4 protein-coding genes, 1 rRNA gene and 1 other annotated feature (1 of these 6 running past the window's edge) are annotated in these 23,450 nt (G+C 23.8%); of the genes, 4 read left to right on the top strand and 1 reads right to left on the bottom strand.

The window, feature by feature from the left end:
* Positions 1-362 (top strand) — a sequence feature (mutual gap in cmsearch alignment for this rRNA model is longer than 100); it begins 2,294 nt to the left of the window's first position.
* Positions 363-482: 120 nt separating this feature from the next.
* A 5S ribosomal RNA gene (rrf, locus tag GFV14_RS03240) occupies positions 483-598 on the top strand.
* A gap of 2,405 nt (positions 599-3,003) precedes the next feature.
* On the opposite strand, the gene GFV14_RS03235 is transcribed toward rrf, so the two are convergent.
* The gene (locus tag GFV14_RS03235) at positions 3,004-3,576 is read right to left on the bottom strand and encodes a UbiX family flavin prenyltransferase (protein WP_457914235.1); all 573 of its coding nucleotides are present in this window, start codon (positions 3,574-3,576) and stop codon (positions 3,004-3,006) included.
* 4,152 nt (positions 3,577-7,728) lie between these two features.
* On the opposite strand from GFV14_RS03235, the gene GFV14_RS03230 reads away from it, so the two are divergent.
* From GFV14_RS03230 to gltP, 3 genes are all read left to right on the top strand, one after another.
* The gene (locus GFV14_RS03230; RefSeq protein WP_457914234.1) at positions 7,729-8,118 is read left to right on the top strand and encodes a helix-turn-helix domain-containing protein; all 390 of its coding nucleotides are present in this window, start codon (positions 7,729-7,731) and stop codon (positions 8,116-8,118) included.
* Between the two features lie 1,903 nt (positions 8,119-10,021).
* On the top strand, positions 10,022-11,044 hold the full coding sequence (locus tag GFV14_RS03225) for an FAD:protein FMN transferase (RefSeq protein ID WP_457914233.1): 1,023 nt from the start codon (positions 10,022-10,024) through the stop codon (positions 11,042-11,044).
* A 3,198-nt stretch (positions 11,045-14,242) separates the two neighbouring features.
* Complete coding sequence (gene gltP, locus GFV14_RS03220; RefSeq protein ID WP_457914232.1) at positions 14,243-15,559, top strand: glutamate/aspartate:proton symporter GltP; 1,317 nt, start codon at positions 14,243-14,245, stop codon at positions 15,557-15,559.
* The last annotated feature ends 7,891 nt before the right edge of the window (positions 15,560-23,450 follow it).

The following is a 23,450-nucleotide window of genomic DNA, read 5'->3' as shown; positions in this document are numbered from 1 at the left end:
GGGTATGGCTGTTCGCCATTTAAAGTGGTACGCGAGCTGGGTTTAGAACGTCGTGAGACAGTTCGGTCCCTATCTGCCGTAGGCGTTGGAAGATTGAAAGGGGCTGCTCCTAGTACGAGAGGACCGGAGTGGACGCACCACTGGTGTTCGGGTTGTCATGCCAATGGCATTGCCCGGTAGCTATGTGCGGAAGAGATAACCGCTGAAAGCATCTAAGCGGGAAACTCGCCTTAAGATGAATCTTCCCTGACTCTTTAAGAGTCCTAAAGGAACGTTTAAGACTAAGACGTTGATAGGCTGGGTGTGTAAGCGTGGTAACACGTTGAGCTAACCAGTACTAATGAACCGTGAGGCTTAACCTAACAACACCAAAGATGTTTAATAGAGAAAAAGTTGTTTTAACATTAAAGAAACTTATAAAAATAAAAATTTAGTTTAGTACAAACATATAATGTTAAGTAAATAAAGATAAATAGAATTTGTCTGGCGGCAATAGCGCGGTGGTCCCACCTGACTCCATGCCGAACTCAGTAGTGAAACGCCGTAGCGCCGATGGTAGTGTGGGGTCTCCCCATGTGAGAGTAGGACACTGCCAGACATTACATTAGTAAAAAGCCACTAATTAAGTGGCTTTTTATGTTTAGAGAGAATTAATAATTATTTTATTTAAATAGAAAGTTTTATTATATTAGAATATCTTTGCAATAGCATCTCAATTGTCTTGCAACGTTACATAACTGGTTAAGTAAGTTTTATGTTAATTAGATTAGGTGATAAACTTTGTTTTTGTGATACTAAAAACAATAGTTAATTTGTTAATAATCTTTTTTTTAATTGTCTTTAGTGCGCTGAAGTCGACTGTCTTTGTCAATTTACTTTATTTTTCTATAATTTTCTACGTGATAAAATGAAAAGTTTCCTTTTAATAAAAATATTTTCAATATTCCATAGACATTAAATTAAGTTCTTGATATGGGTTAATTTTAGATTTATTTAAGCATTATTAAGCTCTATTACTTTTTTTAAAACAACAGTTAGACATTGAATCATGGACATAATTACTTTAATTTTGACTAGAAAAAAGTAATAATTAATGCAGTTTCATTAAGAAAACATTATTTCAAATAAATACTTATACTATATATAAGAATTAATAACTTTAAAAAATTGACATAAACTTTTCGTTAATTAATTGTTCAGTCAATCTAAGAGCGTTTTTATTTAAATAGAACAAATTTTAAAAGTATATTAAATAAGACAAAATAAACACTTAATAAAAAAAGCAGTTTGCCTAATATTTCCAGCTAAGCGAAATGATAAAACTCAAAATTTTCTCTGATAATTTCACATGGAATTAATAGATGAGTGTATAACATATGTAGATTCATTAGTTATTTCATTACATCAAATACACTAGGTCTAGTAATTAAAACTTATTTTAAATTAAGTTACACGGCATGTATATGTACAGTTAAGTAAGAAGATTAGATTTTGGTTAAATAAATTATTTTATAAAAAGAATACGGTTATTCTTATATAAAGTGTATGTTCTAAAATGCATATTTCTTGTATACTAGCATTATTGACTGCTAAATAATTAATCTACGTAAATTATTATTATTTTCACTAATTTTCGTATGATAATTATGTTGATTTACTTTTTTATCAAAGTGCGGTGATAATATGATGTTAGCGTCTGTAGTGTCAATCAAGATATTAAAATCATGTATATCAGATATGTATGAAATTTGTATCATTTAACCTAAAAAAATAAAGTGTAAGAAAAAAGTTTTAAAGTATATCGAAATATTATATTTTCTTGAGTAAGAAATCTAGGCTTTCAATATATTAAGTTCATAATAATGACAGTAAGAAAATTTTAGACGTTATTCAATAATTTTCATTACAATTATTTTAATACGAGTTTTTGTATTATTAAAACCATCTTAAGTAAGGTCATAAACTGTTTTTTTAACTAGTTTTATTCATGAACAACCAATATAAAAATTAATGTTTAGTTGAGTATCAGAAAGAATATTAGTATCTGGTTCAGTACAAACTAGCTATTTTAACTTTATTAGGATAATATTATAATAGTTTAACTTTATGGTTTGATAATAAAATGTACATGAAATAACATCAATTTTCCTTGTTAATTTTAGTTTCTGTGTAGTTAAGTATTGAAAATAATATAAATTATTATTTAAATTTTCACTGTGTTTTTGTGATAGTTTATAGTTAAAGTATAATTATTGTCGTATATATCTCATGAATAAATTGATAATGTAGATTAAAAGTGTTGAATATTAAACGATATTCTTTTCAAGAAATACTTCATTTTTATACAACAGAATTCATGAATAGTGATATCATGAATAGATACAACACTTTAGTAGTTATTAGTGAAAAAGATCATTAGAATATATGAGTATGTTAATAAATTGTGTTGATATTAGTGAAATATTTTAGCATATTAAATATGTTACACTCCAAAATTTGTCGTTAAGATAAATTCATGTAACGAACTCTGTGTTTTTAAAGTAATCTATAAATATAGTTGCATAAAAAGTAGATTATTATATTCAAAATAATCACTCAATCTAGAAAAATTACAAGATCGATTTAAATACCACTCTGTAGTTTATTTATGTATTATTTATTTTCTTATTTTTTTACGTACTAAAATATTTAATAAGTTCTTAGATAACTCTTATTAAAAATAAGAGCGAAAATATATTTTTCTTATAAAATAATTTAAGATTTTTTAAATTAAAAAATACATATGCTATTATATAATATGAACTAAATAAACATGCTATTAATGAATTATTAATGGATGTTTGAATATCAACACTAATGTTTAGTGTTTATATAAAATCTTATTATTAATCTTTATTGTAAAATTCATTTATATACAATATTAAAAAATTTTACCTAAAGAGTCAAATTTTATAGCATTGTAATTATTATTAATGAAAGCAATAATTATAAACAATGTAAATATTACCCTTCTCCCTTCCAACGGCAGAATAAATCTTTTTGTAGTTTAATATCAAACTGATCTAGGACGCGATTAATAGTTTGGTAAATAATATCTTGGATAGTTTTTGGTTTGTGGTAAAACGCTGGCATTGGTGGCATAATAACAGCGCCGATTTCTGCAGCTTGAACTAATAATCGTAAGTGTCCAAGGTGTAATGGTGTTTCTCTAACACCTAAGATGAGTCTTTTATTTTCTTTTAGAACTACATCTGCAGCGCGAGTCATGAGAGTATCAGTATAACTATGTGCAATTCCTGAGAGCGTTTTTATTGTACATGGCATAATTATCATACCTACTGTATGAAAAGAGCCAGAAGAAATAGCAGCAGAAATGTCACGATTATCATAAGTATAGTCTGCTAGTTTTTGGATATCTTGAACATTATAGCTCGTTTCTAATGATAAAGTTTGATAGGAAGAAGGACTCATTATTACATGAGTTTCTATATATTTTACTGATTGAAGTATTTCTAATATTTTAACACTATAGATAGCGCCACTTGCTCCAGTGAATCCAATGATTAGTTTTTTCATTTACCCCTCCATATTAATAAATTCTTTCTAGGTTAATGTGGTAATGATATTTTAAATTCTTGCTTTATATATTAAAATAAAATTATTATTGATATAGATAAGAACTATTGTAATGAGATCGTTCCTGAATTTATTAGTTAAAATTACAGCTATAGAAATATTTTAAGAATTTTTATTCTTAAAATTATTATGATATATTTAAAATTACTGGCTTTAATATTGTATTATAAATTCTTTATGTATCATTTTATACATCTATATCAAGAATACCATAACCTATGAATATCTTTGTGGTTTTATTAAGATCGTGTTGAATATTTACATTATCGACAATATTCTTTAAAAGAAAAAAGAATTTCAAGTTTAAATATTGTTATAATCTGTATTATATAAAATATTATCACTAATAAAAATTATAATAAATTTTTTATGGATCATCCTTTTAAAGTATATTATGAAAAGTTAATATGAATAAAAATTTGTGAGGAACTTTTTCTATCAAAAAATCATCATTAAGTAATAAAGAAGGTATATCTCCATACTCTAGAAAGTAATGTATTTATATTATAAATAGCTTATTTGATTTAATATACAATGTTACTGTTGCTATAATTTTCTTTAAAAGATATCGCAAATATTTTAGTATTTCGTATATAAAAGAATTTTTTATCATAGAGTGAGACAATCTAATCAATAAACATCGATCTTATAATATGTTTTTATTAGATATATTTGATATACAAATAAGAAACGAATTATAATTATTTGTTAAGTTATATGCAATTACTATGAATACAATATATATATCAATTATTTTAAGCATACTAATTTTATAATAAACCCGGTATATAGCTAAATGTAATATTGTCCTCATAAGAAAAAGATCGTTAAGATAATTATTCATTATTTGTTTTTCCCATTAAGGAAATAGATAATTGACAATTTCGTTTAAAATAATTATTAGAGAAATGCACTGCTATTTCTAATACTGACTTTATTAATTAAGAATGTGTGACATATTTATATATTTTAGAGCGTATTTAACATTTTCTGTGTAACAATAAAACAGTAAATAGTTCGTTTAACAAATGCTAAGTGAGTATTTACATTATCATTACTGTTCTTGCATATTTGGCGAAATTTTCTAATCAAAATCAGATTAAAAAACACAATCTCATTCTGAAGAGTGATCAAGACAGTCTTAAGTATATTATTTTGTATTTTAAATATAATATTTAGTATATAATTACAATCATTTAATGATCACAATCATTTCAAAATCTTTTTTTATAATCTTAATCTCCTAAGACGTTTTTAATGTAAAAAAGCGATCTAAAGTACTTTTAGGAAATGTTTTATTATTCTAATTTTATAAGACATGATTAGCATACCACTGATATATATTATTTGGTATTGTAATTATTTACGTATATCATGATTTTCATAATTTACGTTCGTATTATTCATTCGTCGCTTATTAATAAGCACTAAAATTGTATTAGAGTTATAACATTAGATCAGAAAATCTAACTAATAATATTTTATAAGGTTTTTCTATTTAATAGAAGGTGATTTCTTTTTAATAATTTTATTTTTAACAGTATATAATAAAGATCCGCGGTACATCTATGCTAGAGAAATCTTTTCGTGATTTATAATAGTAATCATTTTAAAGAATAGATAGAAAAATATTATAACGATTTAAGGTTTAGAATATCTACCTGTTAGGTGCTGAATAAAAAAGAATTGTATGTTTTGATATATTTCTCGATGAATATTAGTTTCGTTATGATCACGAATTTTATTTAATTATATAAAATAATTATATTTAAAATTTTAAATAAACTTTTATTCTTTTTTATGTAGATAAAAAATTTATTTTCTACTAAAAAAAGTTTTTTAGCTAATTAAGTCCATAATAATATATGACTATATTTATCATTGCAATATGATAATATTTTATGTATTATAATTAAGAACTTCATGATAACAATATAGAATCGGGATAATTAAAGATAATATTATGCATATTAAAATACATAGAAAAAACGAATAAAAGCATTAATATTTCTTTATTGTATAGCGTGACAAAAGTAATATGTTAAATACGTCAGTACTTATCACAGAATAGTGATTTACTTAATTGAAGTTTATGTTATATATAGAATAATGTTATTGTAAAAGTTGTTATGCAGTTTGAGCTGAAGTTATTCAGTAAATTAGCCATGGAAATAATAATAAAGCTTGATCTTATTAATATTTTAACTTTTCAGAAAACTGAAATGATTAGAAATATCAATAATTGCTAATTAGGAAATGTAATATTGAGTTTTTCAATATTAATTTATAGTTATTAAGGTTGTTTTAGCGACAGTATTGTTGATTTTTAGAGAATTATCATCATAAATATTACTGATTGTAATGTTAGTTAAATAAATCTTTGACAATTTCATTATGATCAAGTCATATCCAAAATTTTTTTTCGGTAATTATCGTTAAGACTTAGCGTTGCTATACTAACTCTTTCGTTACATGTTGTTGACCTTATAATTATTCTCTAACGTATATGTGTTTACCTTCATATAGCTGATGAATATTTCTTATATAATATTACAGAAAAAATCTCAAGATTTACTTGTTCAATATAAATGAAAATGAAATAAATTTTGTTGATTTAAATTTATACTTCAATAAAGCCTGAATACCATTATTTTGAACCACTTAGTTCATTTTTTTTGGGATATTTATTCCTAAATTATGACTCATTTTGAAATAATTTAATTATACATTAATAAGAGACAATGGTATTTTATTCACTTTCATAAAGCTATTAGAATAGACGATACAAATAGGATGCCCTTGTAAGATTTATATTGTATTTTAATGCACTTTCACTGTTTAAAAGTAGATAAAAATTGAAAACATAGTAATAATTTTAATAAAATTAATAAATAAAAATTATAATTAAATTGTATTATAGGAATATGTGTTAATTAAATTATATGGCGTTCAAAATAATAAATAAAATGGTAAAAGAAGCTAAAATATATAGTTCTAGTATTAACGATATGCATATTGTTTACTCCTGCCAGTGTAATCATTTTTAAGAAGAATAAGAATAAATCAATAGATTTATAAACAATACTTTTGTCTGTTTGATAAAATCTTAGAAAAAACAATAAAACTATATAATGTATGTTTTAATTGTATTAACAATCTGCTAATTAAATCGTTATTTCGATTCTAAAAATCACTTTGTACTATTGGGAGCTGTCTAGGAATTTCTAGAAAATACACTGAATATATCTTTTTAAAATTCACGATTTAATAATTTTTGTTTTTATTAGTACTTTATCTTTACTATATGATTGTGTTTTTCATAGATCTTTTAATATAAAAATAAATTTATAACTTTATTTGAAATTTATGATATACATTGCTTAAATCCTTATATTATTTTTATATTATTTTTATTTTATTTTATTTTGATGATACATCATTAATAATAAAAATTTTACAATTAGAGTCTGACATATTAAAAGAATAATGTTAAATAATAAAAATTTAATTGTTTCAAATCATATATAAAGATTATATCTTTATTGTTTTCTAAATGAAATATTTATTATATATATTTGAAGATACAACAATACAAGATAATAATAAAAAATTATCGTTTTTACTAGTAGTAAAAGATATCTCATATATATTTTAATTATTATTGAGTATTGAGTCGATAATAATTAAAACTTTAAGAGTTTTATCTATTATTTTTATCGATTATAATCATGACGTAGATCTTTGAAAATAAATGTTGTATAATTAAGTTATATATGCGTATTGTTTTTGATATCGAAATGTAATGATGTATATTATTAATTTTTAATTAGATAGTTATCTTTGAAGATAATATTTTTATAACAATTTAGATATATAAATGCTATATCACAACGTTAATAAATATACCCAATCTTTAGTGATTTATACTTAATTGAACTGATATGAGTTTGGTTAGAAGTGGTGTGATAGATTTTTAAAATTTATATTGAGAGTTCTTATTGAGTATAAGAAAATTTTTTCTTATACTCTATACTTCTCTTTTAAACAAAAATGTAAATTAAAAGTTTTAGTATACTCCAGTAATTAATTAAGATGCCACAAGATAACTATTTAGCACTTGTCTATGCTTTGAGTAAATTAATTGAAGAACATTTAGGTCGTGTGATTCTTTTAGAAGAGCTTGCTACTTATTCAGGGTATTCACTCTGGCATATGCAAAAAATTTTTAAATCAGTGACAGGAATGTCACTAGGAAAATACATTCGTCGACGTAGATTATCCAGTGCTGTTAACCTTTTAAGAAATAGCAATCGATCTATCTTTGATATAGCATTAGACTTTGGGTTTGGATCGCAATCACATTTTACTTATATGTTTCGTAAAGAATATGGTATCACACCATACGATTTTAGGCAGAATAATCAAAGTATTGATTTAGATATGAAAGAACCTCTACATGTAATTTTTTGTAATTCTGAATAATCTATAAAACTAAAAAGAAATGAGTTCCTCAACTATTTTTCAATTATCTAAGGGGAATATGTAAGAGAACAAGAATAAATTTTACATGGTTAAAATATTTTTTTACTTTATGCTTTTTATATGTTGAGTAAAGTTAATGTATAAAATTTTATTATTTAGAATCAATTTTAATGTGTATTCAACTAAGTAGGGAGAGATTGAAATTATATGTTACTTAAATATTAGAAATAAAATCTCCTGCTATCTAGGCAACAGATAGCTATGACTTAATAAATCATTATAGATTTTATGTTGTTTTTTAAATTTTTTTAGAGAATTATCTTTACTTTATGACCAATGAAACTAATTAAATGATACAGTGGTACTGTATTAGTAGTTATGATGGTATACATGCGTACGTTTCTAAAATAACACTATCAGTGCAGTGTATATATTTCATGTTTATAAAGAGATAATAATTTAAATTCTTACTCATCGTTATCGATTATATTAAATATTACAGGTGTTTGGATTTTATAATGTTTTTAAGATTCTATTGAAAGATGCTTTGTGTTTGAGGGTGCGTGTTACTTTCTGGTCAAGTTCAAGTAAAATTAGATATCAAAAAGAAATTATTAAATAAACAATATCTAGATCCTTTAATACAATAATTGTCTTATTAATACAGCTGTGGAAATTAACAATATTATTTTTTATAAAATGCCTATTAGTATTGCATTATATGAAAAGTAGAAATAAATACTATATTAACAATGCAATATGAAAAGATATTCAACTGATTTGAAAGTTATTTGTACGCAGTTATGTTTTTGTAACTCACATAATTTACGATTAAACTTCGTTTTGAGATTGTATTGAAATATAATAGTATATTCCTGTTACGCTGTTTCAAAATAGTTCTAAGCGTATATTTTGTATGATGTGTAAATGTTGTTATTTGTATTATTTCTATTGTTTTATATTATTTATTTAAGTAAGTAATTTTGTATTACTTACAAACTTATTAAAATTCTTTTTTGTTTTGGATACTTTTAGTTGTTTCTGCAATTATATTAAGTAAAACGTTACTATCTATAAAACATATTTTTAATCCTGAACGCTTGTAAAGAATATTATTTTTATCAGTTCTTTCTCTTGTTTATCCACATTTTTTATAATGAATGTATTATGTATTAATCATCAGGAAAGTTATTTTAATATTCTGATTTCTTCTAATATAAATTTCTACTAACGTTTGTAGTGTGATCATTTAAAAGTTTTGGTTTTATTTTAATAGGTTTATTTTTTAAATTGTGTATAGTAATATTACTTTTCTAGAAAATTATTCTAAATCAGTATCTTAGTATTTTTCATTGATAAACAATTTTTAGGATATACGAAAATATAAAAAAGATCTTATAGACAGCGATTGTATTTTAGAATTTGTGTTTTATATTTCTAAGTAATCAAGTTTTAATTTCTTAAAATATTTTGGACCACATTAACTTCCGTATGTGTTTATAGTGTTAATAATACATATACAATCATTACTTGTTAAAAAATACAAAAAGCTTGCAAGGTGAAATGTGCTGCACAAAAAATTGTAATCAACTTACTCTTGAAAATTTACTTGTCATGTTCTATTTTGTGATTGGATTTAAAAGAATCGTTGAGATAATTATAGATAAGTTTGTATGTAATGTTATATGAAATTATTTTAAAGATTATTCAAAACATAAAACATTGACTTACATAGGTATGATGTCTTGTTATAAACATTCTATTATTAAGATGTGTTAAGATTCTAATATAAAGGGAAAGATATTTATTTGAATACTTCAGTGGTTGAGTAAGTTCGATAGGTGTTTACTCATTTTTATATACAATGCTTCCTTATTACTGATGATGAATAACTGAGATAATAATGCTAAAAACAGTAATAATCCCAGTCATATTTTTTACGGCAATTTTTTTATTAGTTTCTTGTAGTGAACCTAAACAAGTCAACCTACAAGGACAGACTATGGGAACTTATTATTCTATTAAATATGTCACTAATTTTTTATCTCCTACTCAAGAATATATTAAATTAGAAATTAATAATCTCTTAAAAGAAATTAACCATCAAATGTCTACTTACCGTCAAGATTCTGAGCTCAGTCAATTTAATCAATTCAAAAAGGTGAACATTCCCTTCCCTGTTTCAGCAGCTACTGCAAAGGTTGTTAAAGAGTCAATTAAGATTAACAAACTTACTAATGGGGCATTAGATATAACAGTTGGGCATTTTGTTAATTTATGGGGTTTTGGTCCTGATGGTCGTATAACTAAAGTTCCTAGTCATGATAAATTAGCAAAGTGTCGCGCTTGGGTTGGTATTGAAAAACTTTCTGTTCAAAATAATAATTTGTTTAAAACAATTCCTCAGCTATATGTTGATCTTTCGTCTATAGCAAAGGGTTATAGTGTTGATGTTATTTCAGAATATTTAGAATCAATCAGTATTAATAATTATATGGTTAATCTAGGTGGAGAGGTTCGTACAAAAGGGAGAAACGGCCAAGATATTCCTTGGCGTATTGCAATTGAAAAACCAATATCATATGAATTATGTCAAATAGCACAAAAAGTTATTTCTCTTGGTGATATGTCTATTGCGACTTCAGGTGATTATCGTAATTATTTTGAGCAAGATGGCATACGTTTCTCTCATACTATTAACCCTCAAACAGGAATACCGATTAAACACAATTTAGCTTCTATCACTGTCATTGCTTCACAATGCATGATTGCTGATGGTTTATCCACAGCGTTTAATGTACTAGGAGCTGTTGATGCTGTTACGTTTGCTGAAAAAATGGATATTCCTATTTTTGTAATAGTAAGAACTGGAAATGGATTGAAAGAATATTACTCTAAAGCCTTCAAACAATTTTTAAAAAAATAAACTGTAATTCTAAAATACTAAGATATTGCATGTTGTTATTATGTATTTGGTATTTTATTTATATTCTGATTTTGAATGCGTATTGGTATTCAAAGGTTTCTATCACTGCATCATCTAGTGAAAATTGATTTTATTAAGTTTAATATAATACCTCAGATTTTCAGGATGGTGAAAACATTCTTTGGTTTTTTTAGGAATATTTAAATACATAGGAGAAATTATAGAAATTAATCTTATTCGTACAAAAGATTGCTAGAAAATAAAAAAATGTTAATGCGTATGGTAATCTATTTTTCAAGATAAAAGGGCGACATTTGGTTTTTTTTAAGTTTATCTAGTGATGCTTATGGTTCATTGAGTGATAGCTAAATAGTAGAATTATATTTTTTAAATTTAATAATTTTACGTGTTTTTTAAAAAGAAAGATGTTTATAGTAATGTAATAATATGTATCACAAAATATTTTAATAAATGTAATTTTTTATTTGAAAACTGAAAGTTTACATATGCGGACATGAATGTAAATAAGATTTTTATATTTCTGTATATATGTAAGTATTCAACAATCTCTAATTTAGTTGTCAAACTTCATTCGAATGATACTATATTTTATAAATAGGAATATTAGTATCTAATAAAAAGTCTAATATTAGACGAATATTTATATATAATACTTATAAATAAATTAATTTTGACATTTTAGTACAATGTAGATTAAAATGAGTATTTTTCTACTAGAAATAAAAATCTTATGTCATTTATTTCTCTCAAAGAGAGTTGCTTGTTATTTTTTAATTAATATTTGCATATCTTTAGGTAATCAACTTGTTATATAAAATTTATTTTTTAGAGAATTGGACTAGTTTTCTAAAGTCTTTCAGTTAAACAACTAAAACTAGCTGTATGTGATTTTATATTAATATATAGTTTTAGTAATGGATTCATTTTTGTTTGTGATAAAATCTAAAGTTCTATACATCTTTTTTCTTAAGTATATTGAATGTTCTTGACGTTATTTTCGCAGAAAAGATTAATTTATTTTCTGTAATCAACCTTGCCATACAATTTCAATCTTTTTAAAACGCGAAAAGTTTAATTGAATGCACTTGAATTGAAATTAGTTTTAATAGTTTTTAAAAACTACAATTAAACTATGTATATTACTAAATTTTAGCTATATTGATTATTATGACCTAATATTGAAAAGAATGAGTTTTATGATTTATTTTTAGCTTGAAAGTTCGATAATTCATTCTCATTTTATGTGATTTACTAGGATGGAATTTTTCATATGTTAAACTATTGATATAATATTAATAATATCGATAGATAATAATTCATTTAATTATAATATTGAATAATTAAAAGAAATATTCTTAGAGCTAACTAAGAAAATAGTATTTTCAATTAATGTTTCATACTAATACTAAATAAATAATACTTCTCAATAGCATTATTAGCTTTTATTAGAATAACATAATTGCAGTAAAGTAAAATATTTTCTATGTAAAATAACAGGTCTAAGATACATGTTAACAATTTTCAACGATCAATAATTTGTTTACAATTTATTAAATGGATTTATAAAAACTATAAATTTTTTTAGAAGTACATTATTTTGACTATATCATTTAGTGTACTACGTTTAATGTTATAAGAAATTTTAGCAACATTGCAATTATCTTAAAAAACATACGTGCATGTTTTATAATTTTACAAAATATTCTTGTTGTCATCGTAAAGTTATAAAACTTCACAGTAAAATCCTCATATTATTTAGATCATTAGTTTAATAATTACAAGTTTAATACTCTAATAAATGTATTACGGTAAAATTAGTATACATTTTTAAAATGTCGTTCTTTTTTCTCTAATGTAAAACATTATGGGTGAGAACATTGTATTTACCTATGGTATGTTGATTAACTTGATTCATATAGCTAAATATAAAATATGGATCATTTTATAGTGAATAGGAACGATTCACTAGTATAAGCAATTCTTTTCATGAATAAAATACAACAAAATGCTTTAATAAACTTACTACAATAGTATAGAATAATTTTCTATTACGCTTGATTTCATGAAAAGTTTGAAGTTAATTTTATTATTTAACTTATAGTGGTTAATTGCAGTGAATAGATCCCATTGCATGCACCAAATTTTTATACATTATAATATTGATTACTTATCGATAATTACTAAAGTTATAATAGTTTGAAATTAATAATTAAGAAGTTGTTTGAGAAAATATAGGTTTACAATTTTCTTAAAAATAAATAGACTGAAAAGAATAAGTATATAAAACTGAGTGAGATAAAAATCTTTATATGGTTATTGAATAAAAAATTTAGCATTTAATATAGACAATTAATAAAGATGACAAATAGATATGCTTGTTATAATTTGATAAAGTGTGTTAATTAATACGAAAATTAAGATGTTAGTATTATTGTAGTTGTTTTTTATTAAGGTTATAATTATTTGTTTCATTATCATTAATATGCCTTATCTGTCATAATAAATAGTAAAATAAATATCGATAACAATGTTAATAAATAAAAATATCAGTCATGCAATAAGGATTGTGAGTAAATATTTTTGATTTTTTAAAAGAATGCAGAATAGGAGTTAATTGTTATAGTTTTCTCATGAGTAGTATATGGAATAATATTAATTGCTACTATTGTTTTCCTAGCTGTTTAGAGAATTATTGAAGTAAATATCAGATCAGATGATAATTTATCAAATCTTTTTTAGAATATTGTATACGACATTCTTGAGTAAAGTTATATTAAAGGGTAGCGTTTTTACATGCATAATGTTTTTAGATTTTTATTTTATATTGTACTTTTTTACTAAACACTAATTTTTATTAAGTTATATAATATATTTATATTACAGTATTTATTTAATTCTCATGTTATTGTTAATGATTAAAGTACATAATACAAATAATCAATTAACAGTGATTGTTGAATTGTTATAGAACAATATCGCTTAAACTTCTAAGTTATGTTTGATAATTTTGTATCATTACTACATACAAAGCCAAAATACATAGTTTTATTCAGTCTGGACTTATAGAAACAATTTTAGTGTATTAAGCTAATAACTATAGTTTTAACAAATATTCGATATAAAATTTATGATATAAAAATACAAATATAAAATTATTAATACAAGAGAGATAGCATTATGACTGCAAACTATACTTCGACGAAGAAATTATTTAAGTTTGGCCTAGGCTGGCAAATATTATTAGCACTTATTTTAGGAGTTATTGTTGGTGGATGTCTTAATGAGAATGCTGAGTATAAAAATTGGTTAATATTAAATTTTTTGTCGCCTGCGGGTCAAATATTTATTCAGTTAATTAAAATGATCGTTATTCCAATTGTGATTTCAACACTTATTGTTGGAGTAGCTGGTGTAGGGAATACGAAGAAACTTGGATCGTTAGGTTTTAAAACTATTGTTTATTTTGAATTTATTACTACTATTGCTATAATTGTCGGGATTAGTTTTGCTAATATATTTCAGCCTGGCGTTGGTATTGATATGTCAAAACTAACACAGTTTAATATAGTACCATACGAAAAAATAAACCAAGAAGTTGAAAATCATCCTTCAGGAATTATTAATACTATTTTAACTATGGTTCCCAGTAATGTCTTTTCTGCCATGGTTAGTGGTGATATTTTACCTGTTATTTTTTTTGCTATCATATTTGGTTTAGGACTTTCTGCATTATCAAAAAATAAAAAACAACCATTGCTAGATATAATACAAGCATTTTCTGAAACCATGTTTCGTGTAACTAATATTATTATGATGTATGCGCCTATTGGAGTGTTTTCGTTAATCGCTCTTACTGTAGCAAATTTTGGTTTTGAATCATTAGTACCATTATTAAAATTAGTTTTCTTAGTTCATTGTGCTATTATTTTCTTTATAATCGTGGTACTAGGGCTTGTTGCACGCTACTTCACAATTAAGATTTTCACTTTAATGAAAATTTTGAAAGAAGAATTACTATTAGCTTATTCAACCGCAAGCTCCGAAACTGTATTACCTCGTATTATGGATAAAATGGAAAGATATGGAGCATCAAAATCAGTAACTAGCTTTGTAATTCCAATTGGTTATTCTTTTAATCTCGATGGTTCAACTTTGTATCAAAGTATCGCTGCAATCTTTATTGCACAACTATATAATATTGAATTGTCTATTTGGAGAGAGATAATTTTAGTATGTACTTTAATGATTACTTCCAAAGGGATTGCAGGAGTGCCTGGAGTATCTTTTATTGTTTTGCTTTCTACTTTAGATAGCGTAGGTATCCCACTTGAAGGATTAGCTTTTATTGCTGGAATTGACCGTATACTAGATATGGCACGTACTGCATTAAATGTTATTGGCAATGCTCTTGCAGTGTTAGTGATTGCTAAATGGGAGCGGAATTATGATGCTGAGAAAGCGCGTGCATATGAAAAACATTTTCATTGTTTATAAACTATAATTGCACTACCACATTAAGTAATGAATCGGATTGTATTTTAAATATTATTAAATAATAAATAAATATCAGTTCAGTTATTACATTTTTTAGAAGTAGAAAATAGTGAGTTACTACAATAAAGAATTAAGATAATTTAAAATTATAAAATGTTTTTAATAAAGAGAAAATTATATATTACTATCATAATGATACAATAAAATTAATGAATTATTAAGATTTAATAACTAATATTTAAAGCTTGTTTGATATTATTTCTATATTAATATCATTAATAGTGATGTGACTAACTGGAATAGAAAATAGACATATAGTGCAATGTATATGCTTAATAATACTTCTCTACAGTAAAATGCGTGAGCAATAATTAATCAAGTAAAAATATTTAAATTTACACTATTAAAAGTAACTGAATTTTTTTATTAATATATTGAAATTTTTTATAGGGACATTACTTCTGTCCACCGTATCTAAGTTATATTTATATGATAATGCCTTCTACTTTAAATATCTTAAAAAAATCAGCTAATCTTCATTATGTTTACTATACAGATGGCGCATGTCTAAATAAAAATCATTTATGATTTATTAAGACGTTGCTTATGTAAATTTTTATTTTTTATGCATACAGTTTTAGGATAAAAATCCTACAAATAATGAGAGAAATCTAAAAATATTTTAATAAATGAAACTATAATTATTTAGTTGCTAACAACGAATATGCTATTGCAAAACTAGTTTGTATGTACGCTTGTGTTTTATTACACAAAATTTGTGTTACTGAGAAAATTGATGTAGTAATTTTAAGTAATTCTAAAAAAAAGACTACAGAATATTATTATAAATTTTAAAAACAAAATTTAAAAATGAAATTCTTAAAATTCTCAGAAGAATAGTTAGGTCTGTTGTAGAAAAAATTCAAAGATTTAATTGTAGAAGTTAAAATTTAGTAGTCATGATAATGTTATTATAATTATTTTGATAGTTGAGATAAAAAATATTAACATATTGATATGATTCATGAAATAGAAGTGGATGTGGTTAAAAATATTTCTAGGATTATAAGAATAATCGGTGTGCGCTTAAAATCTTCGCCATATAGTGCTAGAAATTAACTGCTCAAATCAGCAAGAGAAAAATTTTAATAGTTTTTAGTCAATATAAAATAGCTTTTCTGTATGAAAAGGTATGTTACTAGATGGTGTTCTTATATGATTAAAACATTATGGATATTGTGCATCATGTACTGACTAAAATTATTAAGATAGATGAACGTAATAAATTTATATATTTGATATTTTTATAAGCAAGATTTATTGAACATGAATTCAGTCGTTAAAAATATCATGCATGTACTAAAACTGTCGAAAGCATTCAAATTTTTTCTTATATATATTTGTTGCTATATTGATGAGTTTGATTAAAAAAAGAGTACTCTGAATCAGTTTTTAGATACAGTGATTGTTTTAAATGATATATTTTATTTGAGACATAGCATAAAAAATTTTTGAAATGCATTTTATCTAAACTATTTAAACTCTTTATTAATACATTATCAATAATAAGACAAATATTTTCTTTCTATAAAACACCGTTTGTTGAATATTAGATCGATATATTCAAGTTATATTTCAAACCTAAAGGATGATATTAATAATACTGTCTTAGTAGAGACCTGCAAAATATGTTAATTTCTTTGTATTAGAAATAGGGAAAGATCTTTGTGTGACTAATGATAAAAAATTAACTAAAATAAGCATTTGTATTGACATCAGTTAGATGCTTTAAATATTTATCGATTGACTATTTTCTAATTACATCTCAGTGAATCAATCACAAAAAGTAAGTATTGTTTACGACCCGTATTAAAAATTGTCATGCATAAAAGATTATAGACTACCTGCAAATGCTCTATAATCTATACTTAAGTCATTTATAACACTTATCAAAGGTTGTGTGATTTTTTAGACAGCGTTAACCTTTTATCAATGTCTAGAGATAGTATTAACTTCAGTATTTACGTATGGTTAAACTAATAAAAATTAAGAATAACATTCACTTATTTTGATTATAATAAATAATGCAGTGTTGAATGTTGTATTCTCTCTATAATATTTTATTAACCTAAAATAGCATTTTCTGTGTTGTTATTATTCGCTAAAAGTTTTATATCTCTTCAGAACATGCAGTGACTCAGAATTCTATAGCCGTAGAAAAAACTTTTAATGCATTTCATTTATAATGATTGAATAATGAAGAAATTACTAACTTTTCTCATTGAGGTGAGAGCTGTGATTAACACACCTGACTGATCACTTAAATTTATTGAAATATAATCTATATTATAAGTTTATAAACTAGAGAGTTGAAAATTTATCACTTAATTATAGATGAGAAATTTATAGCTTTATAGCTATTTTTATCAATTAATTTTAGTATACGTTAAAGATTATAATATTGATGTACTTATGTGCGTTGTATTTTGGTTTCTTAAAATTTCATATATCAATCTTATTGAAGATTTTTGTATTTTCTAATATATAATACATTTATTTTAGGTAAATATTATCAAGAATATCTTATAGACAATAGAAAATATAAATTTACTTTATTATTAATATATGCGTGCTAGTAATTTAAAAATTAATTCTTTCATATAATGCGTGCAAACTTTAATTAAGAGTTTACTTAGTGAAATGGAATCATATCTTTCTAGAAAAGAGATTGATTCTTTATACTAAATTCAAAAATTATTTTTTAATTTTTATTCTTTATTTATTAAAATGATTACATTAGTATATGAAATAAAAATTATTATATTTAATACTAAAAGTGTATACAAATCAATTATGATAAGTGCTTATTATACTTCTATTCACGTTTCTTAAATATGAGACAACTGTAATAAAGCATCTCAATATAGTCACGTGTTAATTTTCATAGAAAACTCTATTAAAAAGTTTTACGAGAACAATAAAGCTATAATATCAGTTTGAAGTACTTGAGGTTAAAGAGGTAAAACAATAAATAGTTAGAAACAATGTGTTGTTTATCGTATCACAATGTTTTAATAACTTCAGAATTAATTTTAATTGAGCTAATTATTATTTTTCTTCAATATATATAGCTATAGTTGTTTATTTTCTTTTCTATTCTTGATCGTCTCATTGTTTTATTTACTAGATAAATCAAATCTTACAGAGTAACGGGTTATTTTAATTGGAAAATATAACTTTGTTTTTTATTTTTAGTATAATATAGGTCATAACATCATTATTTTAAACAGATAATCTTCACTGAGTAACACATTCAATTCAGGGTGATGCAGTATGAATATGATGAAATGTGCAACAATTAACATTACTTTAAAGAAATGAATAATCTGTAGATAGATACTTATAAAAGATTAAATTAAATTTGAACGTTATCTAGTAATATTATATTATCTTTTAAAGATAAGTATTTAAAGATATCTTACATTTTTTTATATTTTTGATATTTCTTTTAAAAATAAGAAATGTTTGATGAAAAACGATTAGATATAAAATCACATATATAGTATTTATTATCACCGTGTTATTTTAATAATTCGATTCTGTATACGTGATACAGACCATGCGTAGAATTTCATATATGACAATAGCTTTATTAAGATAATTTTTATTCGTAACATCATTTATTATGATGAGAATTGCATATTATAATCTCAAAAGTGTATCGTGATATGTGTTTCATGTCACAACCTTTTTTATTGGAATGATAAAATTTTTAATGACCATTATTTGTATTCTTAAAGTTTTATGTATTATTAACAATAAAAATATTATTTTATTTTAAGGGCTACTGATAGACACTGAACTCAGCATTGTCGTTAGATTTTTTTTCAGAAAATTTAGTTTTACTTCCGACTGTTTATGTCTTACGCTTAGAATAGTAATATACTTCACTCTTTCTAAAATTTTTTTTAAGAAACTTCTAATCAGAATATTTTATTGAAAATTACTTTTAAAAATATATCAAAGTAAAGAAAATTCTCCATATACATCATCTGTCTAATGATGTGAATATATTGCCCCTGAGAAATTACGTTTAATTTATTAAAATATTTTTATTAATATCAATAAGATCAATTTTTTTTAAAAGATATATAAAATAATAACATTGAAAATATATTCTGAAGAGCTTTTAAAATATTTCATTTAGTGATATTTTATTAGTGACATTATCATGGTATTAAGTCTAGATTTTATAAAGATTTTACCAAGAATAATCTCTGAAAAGTTGTTTTTATTAGCTAATAGTAATGAGTAATAGTGTACTAGTGATTACTCTAGTATGACATTAGGTATGGAGTATTCTCAAGGAATTTAAAAATATTGATATAAAATTTGTTGTATGATTTTAATAACAATAGCAGGGTAGATTTTTTTAAGATTGATGCTATAAATATTTGCAATTGGAAAAATTGTTTATATTTGTTTTTGAGCTATATTAAATGTAGTCTTCTATTTATGCATTAATATTATTGTAGGTAATTGTTTTCTTTATTACAATGATTATTTATCTTTTATATTGTTGATGAGATGTTATCTAGGATAATGGCAGACATGTACTTTAATGCGATATTCACTTTCATTTAGAAGCATTCTCTTTCTAATACTGCAACTAAAGATACGTTATATTAGTGTAGCTTATTTAAGCATGAATATAGTGATGTGTTCAAAAGCATACTCTACTGATTTGACCAGAGAAGAAACAGTATTTATGCCATTACTTAGTAGCATACATTTCAAGACGTAGGTATAGGTAAGAAGAATGTACTTTCGAAAAGATTAATTCATTTTTGAGGTAAGGATTCCCACGACTAGTATGTTTAAGTATTGATTATCTTTTAGGTAGTATCATTAACTCTCTCGAGTAAAGTAAACTTATAAGTTAGTTCCTAGTTGACTGTAGGATTAACATTCATTTTGAGGATGTCGTGTATTTGGTAAAGGTATATAATTTTCTTCTGATTTTTTAAAATATTTTATTGTATCTCTTGATTTTGTCTATTTAACATCATTAACAGTTTCTGAGCATATTTATTTTATCATGCTTAAAAGATAATTGATATACGATCTAGTTTCAGATAAATAGTATAAATAATCATATTCATCAATAGTTATTTGTCTTTTTTTTTGATGCTTAATTTTTCTTTTAACCTTTTGATGTTATTTTATTTTTTAATGATTATAGCTTTCCGTATGGGTATTCAGAAAATTGTTTTTACTCATTTAATAAATAAATAGTATTTCTGTGCATTATTAAAAAACGTTACTAGTTATTAGTACCGCTATAGTCAGATATGTTTTTCGATCTTGTGTTGAAATTAATGAATTACATTCTGAATTCACAGAGGGTATGTTCTTATTTATTTTTTTGATTAGATTAAGCATAGTTAAGTTAACATCTATTTAGATTTAACAAGTATAAATTCTATCAAATCTAGTTTATGAAATATGCAGAACAATATGTAAATAAAATTATGTTGATAAATTTCTTAATTTAGTTTTTTGTAAAATATTTTTGTAGAGATGATTTAAAAAATCTTAAAATAGATATTATATAATATATTGCAAATATTTGTAGTGTACCTGCATTAATATGAAAAATTTACTTAAGTAATGCAACGCTTAACATTTTTATTGGTTCTGGATATTGACTAAGCTATTTATTAATATTTTATCTATCTTTTTAACAATGTTACGTGATAAGTTACTATTTTAGAATCATTTTGACAATCGTAAGAGTATTAAAATTATTAATTATGAGGATTTTACTTGCTTTTAAGTTGTGTTGATATCTAGAACATTATATTAATATGGGTCCTAATAATGAAAGTCTATATTATATTTCTAACTATTATCGCGTAATTTTTTTTAGTTATTTTTAATAAAAGTGGCATCAGTTTAGTGACTACATAATGATTAATATATATAATTATAAGAGTGAATTAATCAGTTTATACCTGCTCGATAAATACTTATCTGTAGTTAATTTTTTTATTTTGACGCGTTTCTTTGTAGTGCTATGAATTAGTTTTTAAATATATTATCTAAGTGTTTGTTTAATTGAAATTTTCGTATTATTTTACTTAACTTAGTATTTGGATATACATTTAACATAATTTATTATCTTGAGAAGTAAATTTCTTTTCTATTCTGCGTCAATACTTTCTAGAAGCTGCTTTACTTGCAAGTAAAAAGTTTATTTGTTAGTTGTTTTTCGTTTATTTTGACTAGTAATAAATATCATCAAGTAGTGTTCACTTAGAGATATAGTTGTTTTATTTGTTAAGATCCTGAGACATATAATGTAATTAATTACATTTCTCATAAACAATGCAATTTTGATAATTACACTGTGATGTTTTTTAGTGTGGTAAAATAGTCATTTTAATATCTCCTTACTTTTGTAGTATTTTTTAGGTAGATGATAAAAGTGCTGACTAGTAATCTTATTGCAGGTACTTATCTGTTTTATGTATTTAGATTATGTTAATTAATATAGCAATCGTATCTGTTTTTTAATTTAAGTATTATCATTATTTAGCATTCTATTATTTATCAATATGATAGAATTTGCTTTCTAGGATCAGTGTTCTCACTATTTCTGGTGTAGTGAAGATTTATAATACTAAATTTAGTATCTTGTTAAAAAATACTAGTATCTTACCTGTTTATCTTAACAGGATACTCTTTCTTACGTTTAAGATAGATAATAAATTTTATTGTATTATATAATCCTTCAAGTGTTAAATGACAGGACATTTTCTAAGAAAGATGTTTTGTCATTTAACAGGAGATAAGTTAGGAGTTTGATGGTTATCTATTTATTAGTTACTACGTAATGCAATAAATGTGTACAAACTAATTTGATAAGCTTTGTTATTACTCGCCGCTTAGTAGGTTGAAGTTTTAAGTTTATAAATAGACAGATATATTTTATGCTGATATATTTTTAGTTAAATTTAGTTAGTGATCTTTTTTAGAGAGAACTTATATTTCCAATGACTATCGATCTTGTTTTAAAAAAATTTCATCATATAGCGATGGTTAATTTAACTAGATCGAATATTGCGTATGTCAGATAAATAAATTACTTAAAGTATCATTTAATACTACCTTCTACAGTTAACTTAAGAAGTAGGATAAATGATACTATCAGTGAATACAATTTGTATAACTAGTTTTTACTAAAGCATAAAGAGTAGCTTGTATTATATTTTAACAGATAGATTGAAAATATTGAATTATTTGCTTTTTTTAAAAGAAAGAGTGCCCTTATCAAGGATATTGTAATTGATAATATAGCTGAATATGATGAATATCAATTATGCATTTTAGTTTGTAGTTCAGAAGAAAATTAACAGTGTGCATTAAGTATTGTATTTAATACTTGTAATTATTTACTTACTTATTCTATGAGTTTATCAATTTTTTTAGTAATAGTGAGTTAGGATTAAAATCCTATTAGTTATAATGAGCGATTTTTTTATTTTATTACAGTTTGAATAAATAAAATTTTTCTAACATGCGTCTGAGCAGTTTTTATAATTTCCAATCTTTATTATTTTTTTATGATACTCATGATACGAATAATATTTAAAATATACTATTTTATCTATTAAGAAATTATAAAATCTCACACTAAATTATTATCTGAATAATGTTATTACTTACAATGTTAATGTGAGTTCATTAAAGTTTTATTGTATGGTTTAAATATTATAAAGAAACTGTTATTATGTTGATGATGTCATATGTTAATTCAAAGATATCAAGTAGTTTATAAAGGTATTTTTTTAACAATCAGTATGAGATATTAATTAAAAACTTTATTAAA

The organism is Candidatus Hartigia pinicola (genome assembly GCA_020541205.1).
Taxonomy (GTDB): Bacteria; Pseudomonadota; Gammaproteobacteria; order Enterobacterales; family Enterobacteriaceae; genus Hartigia; species Hartigia pinicola.
This window is presented reverse-complemented; position numbering and strand designations above follow the sequence as displayed.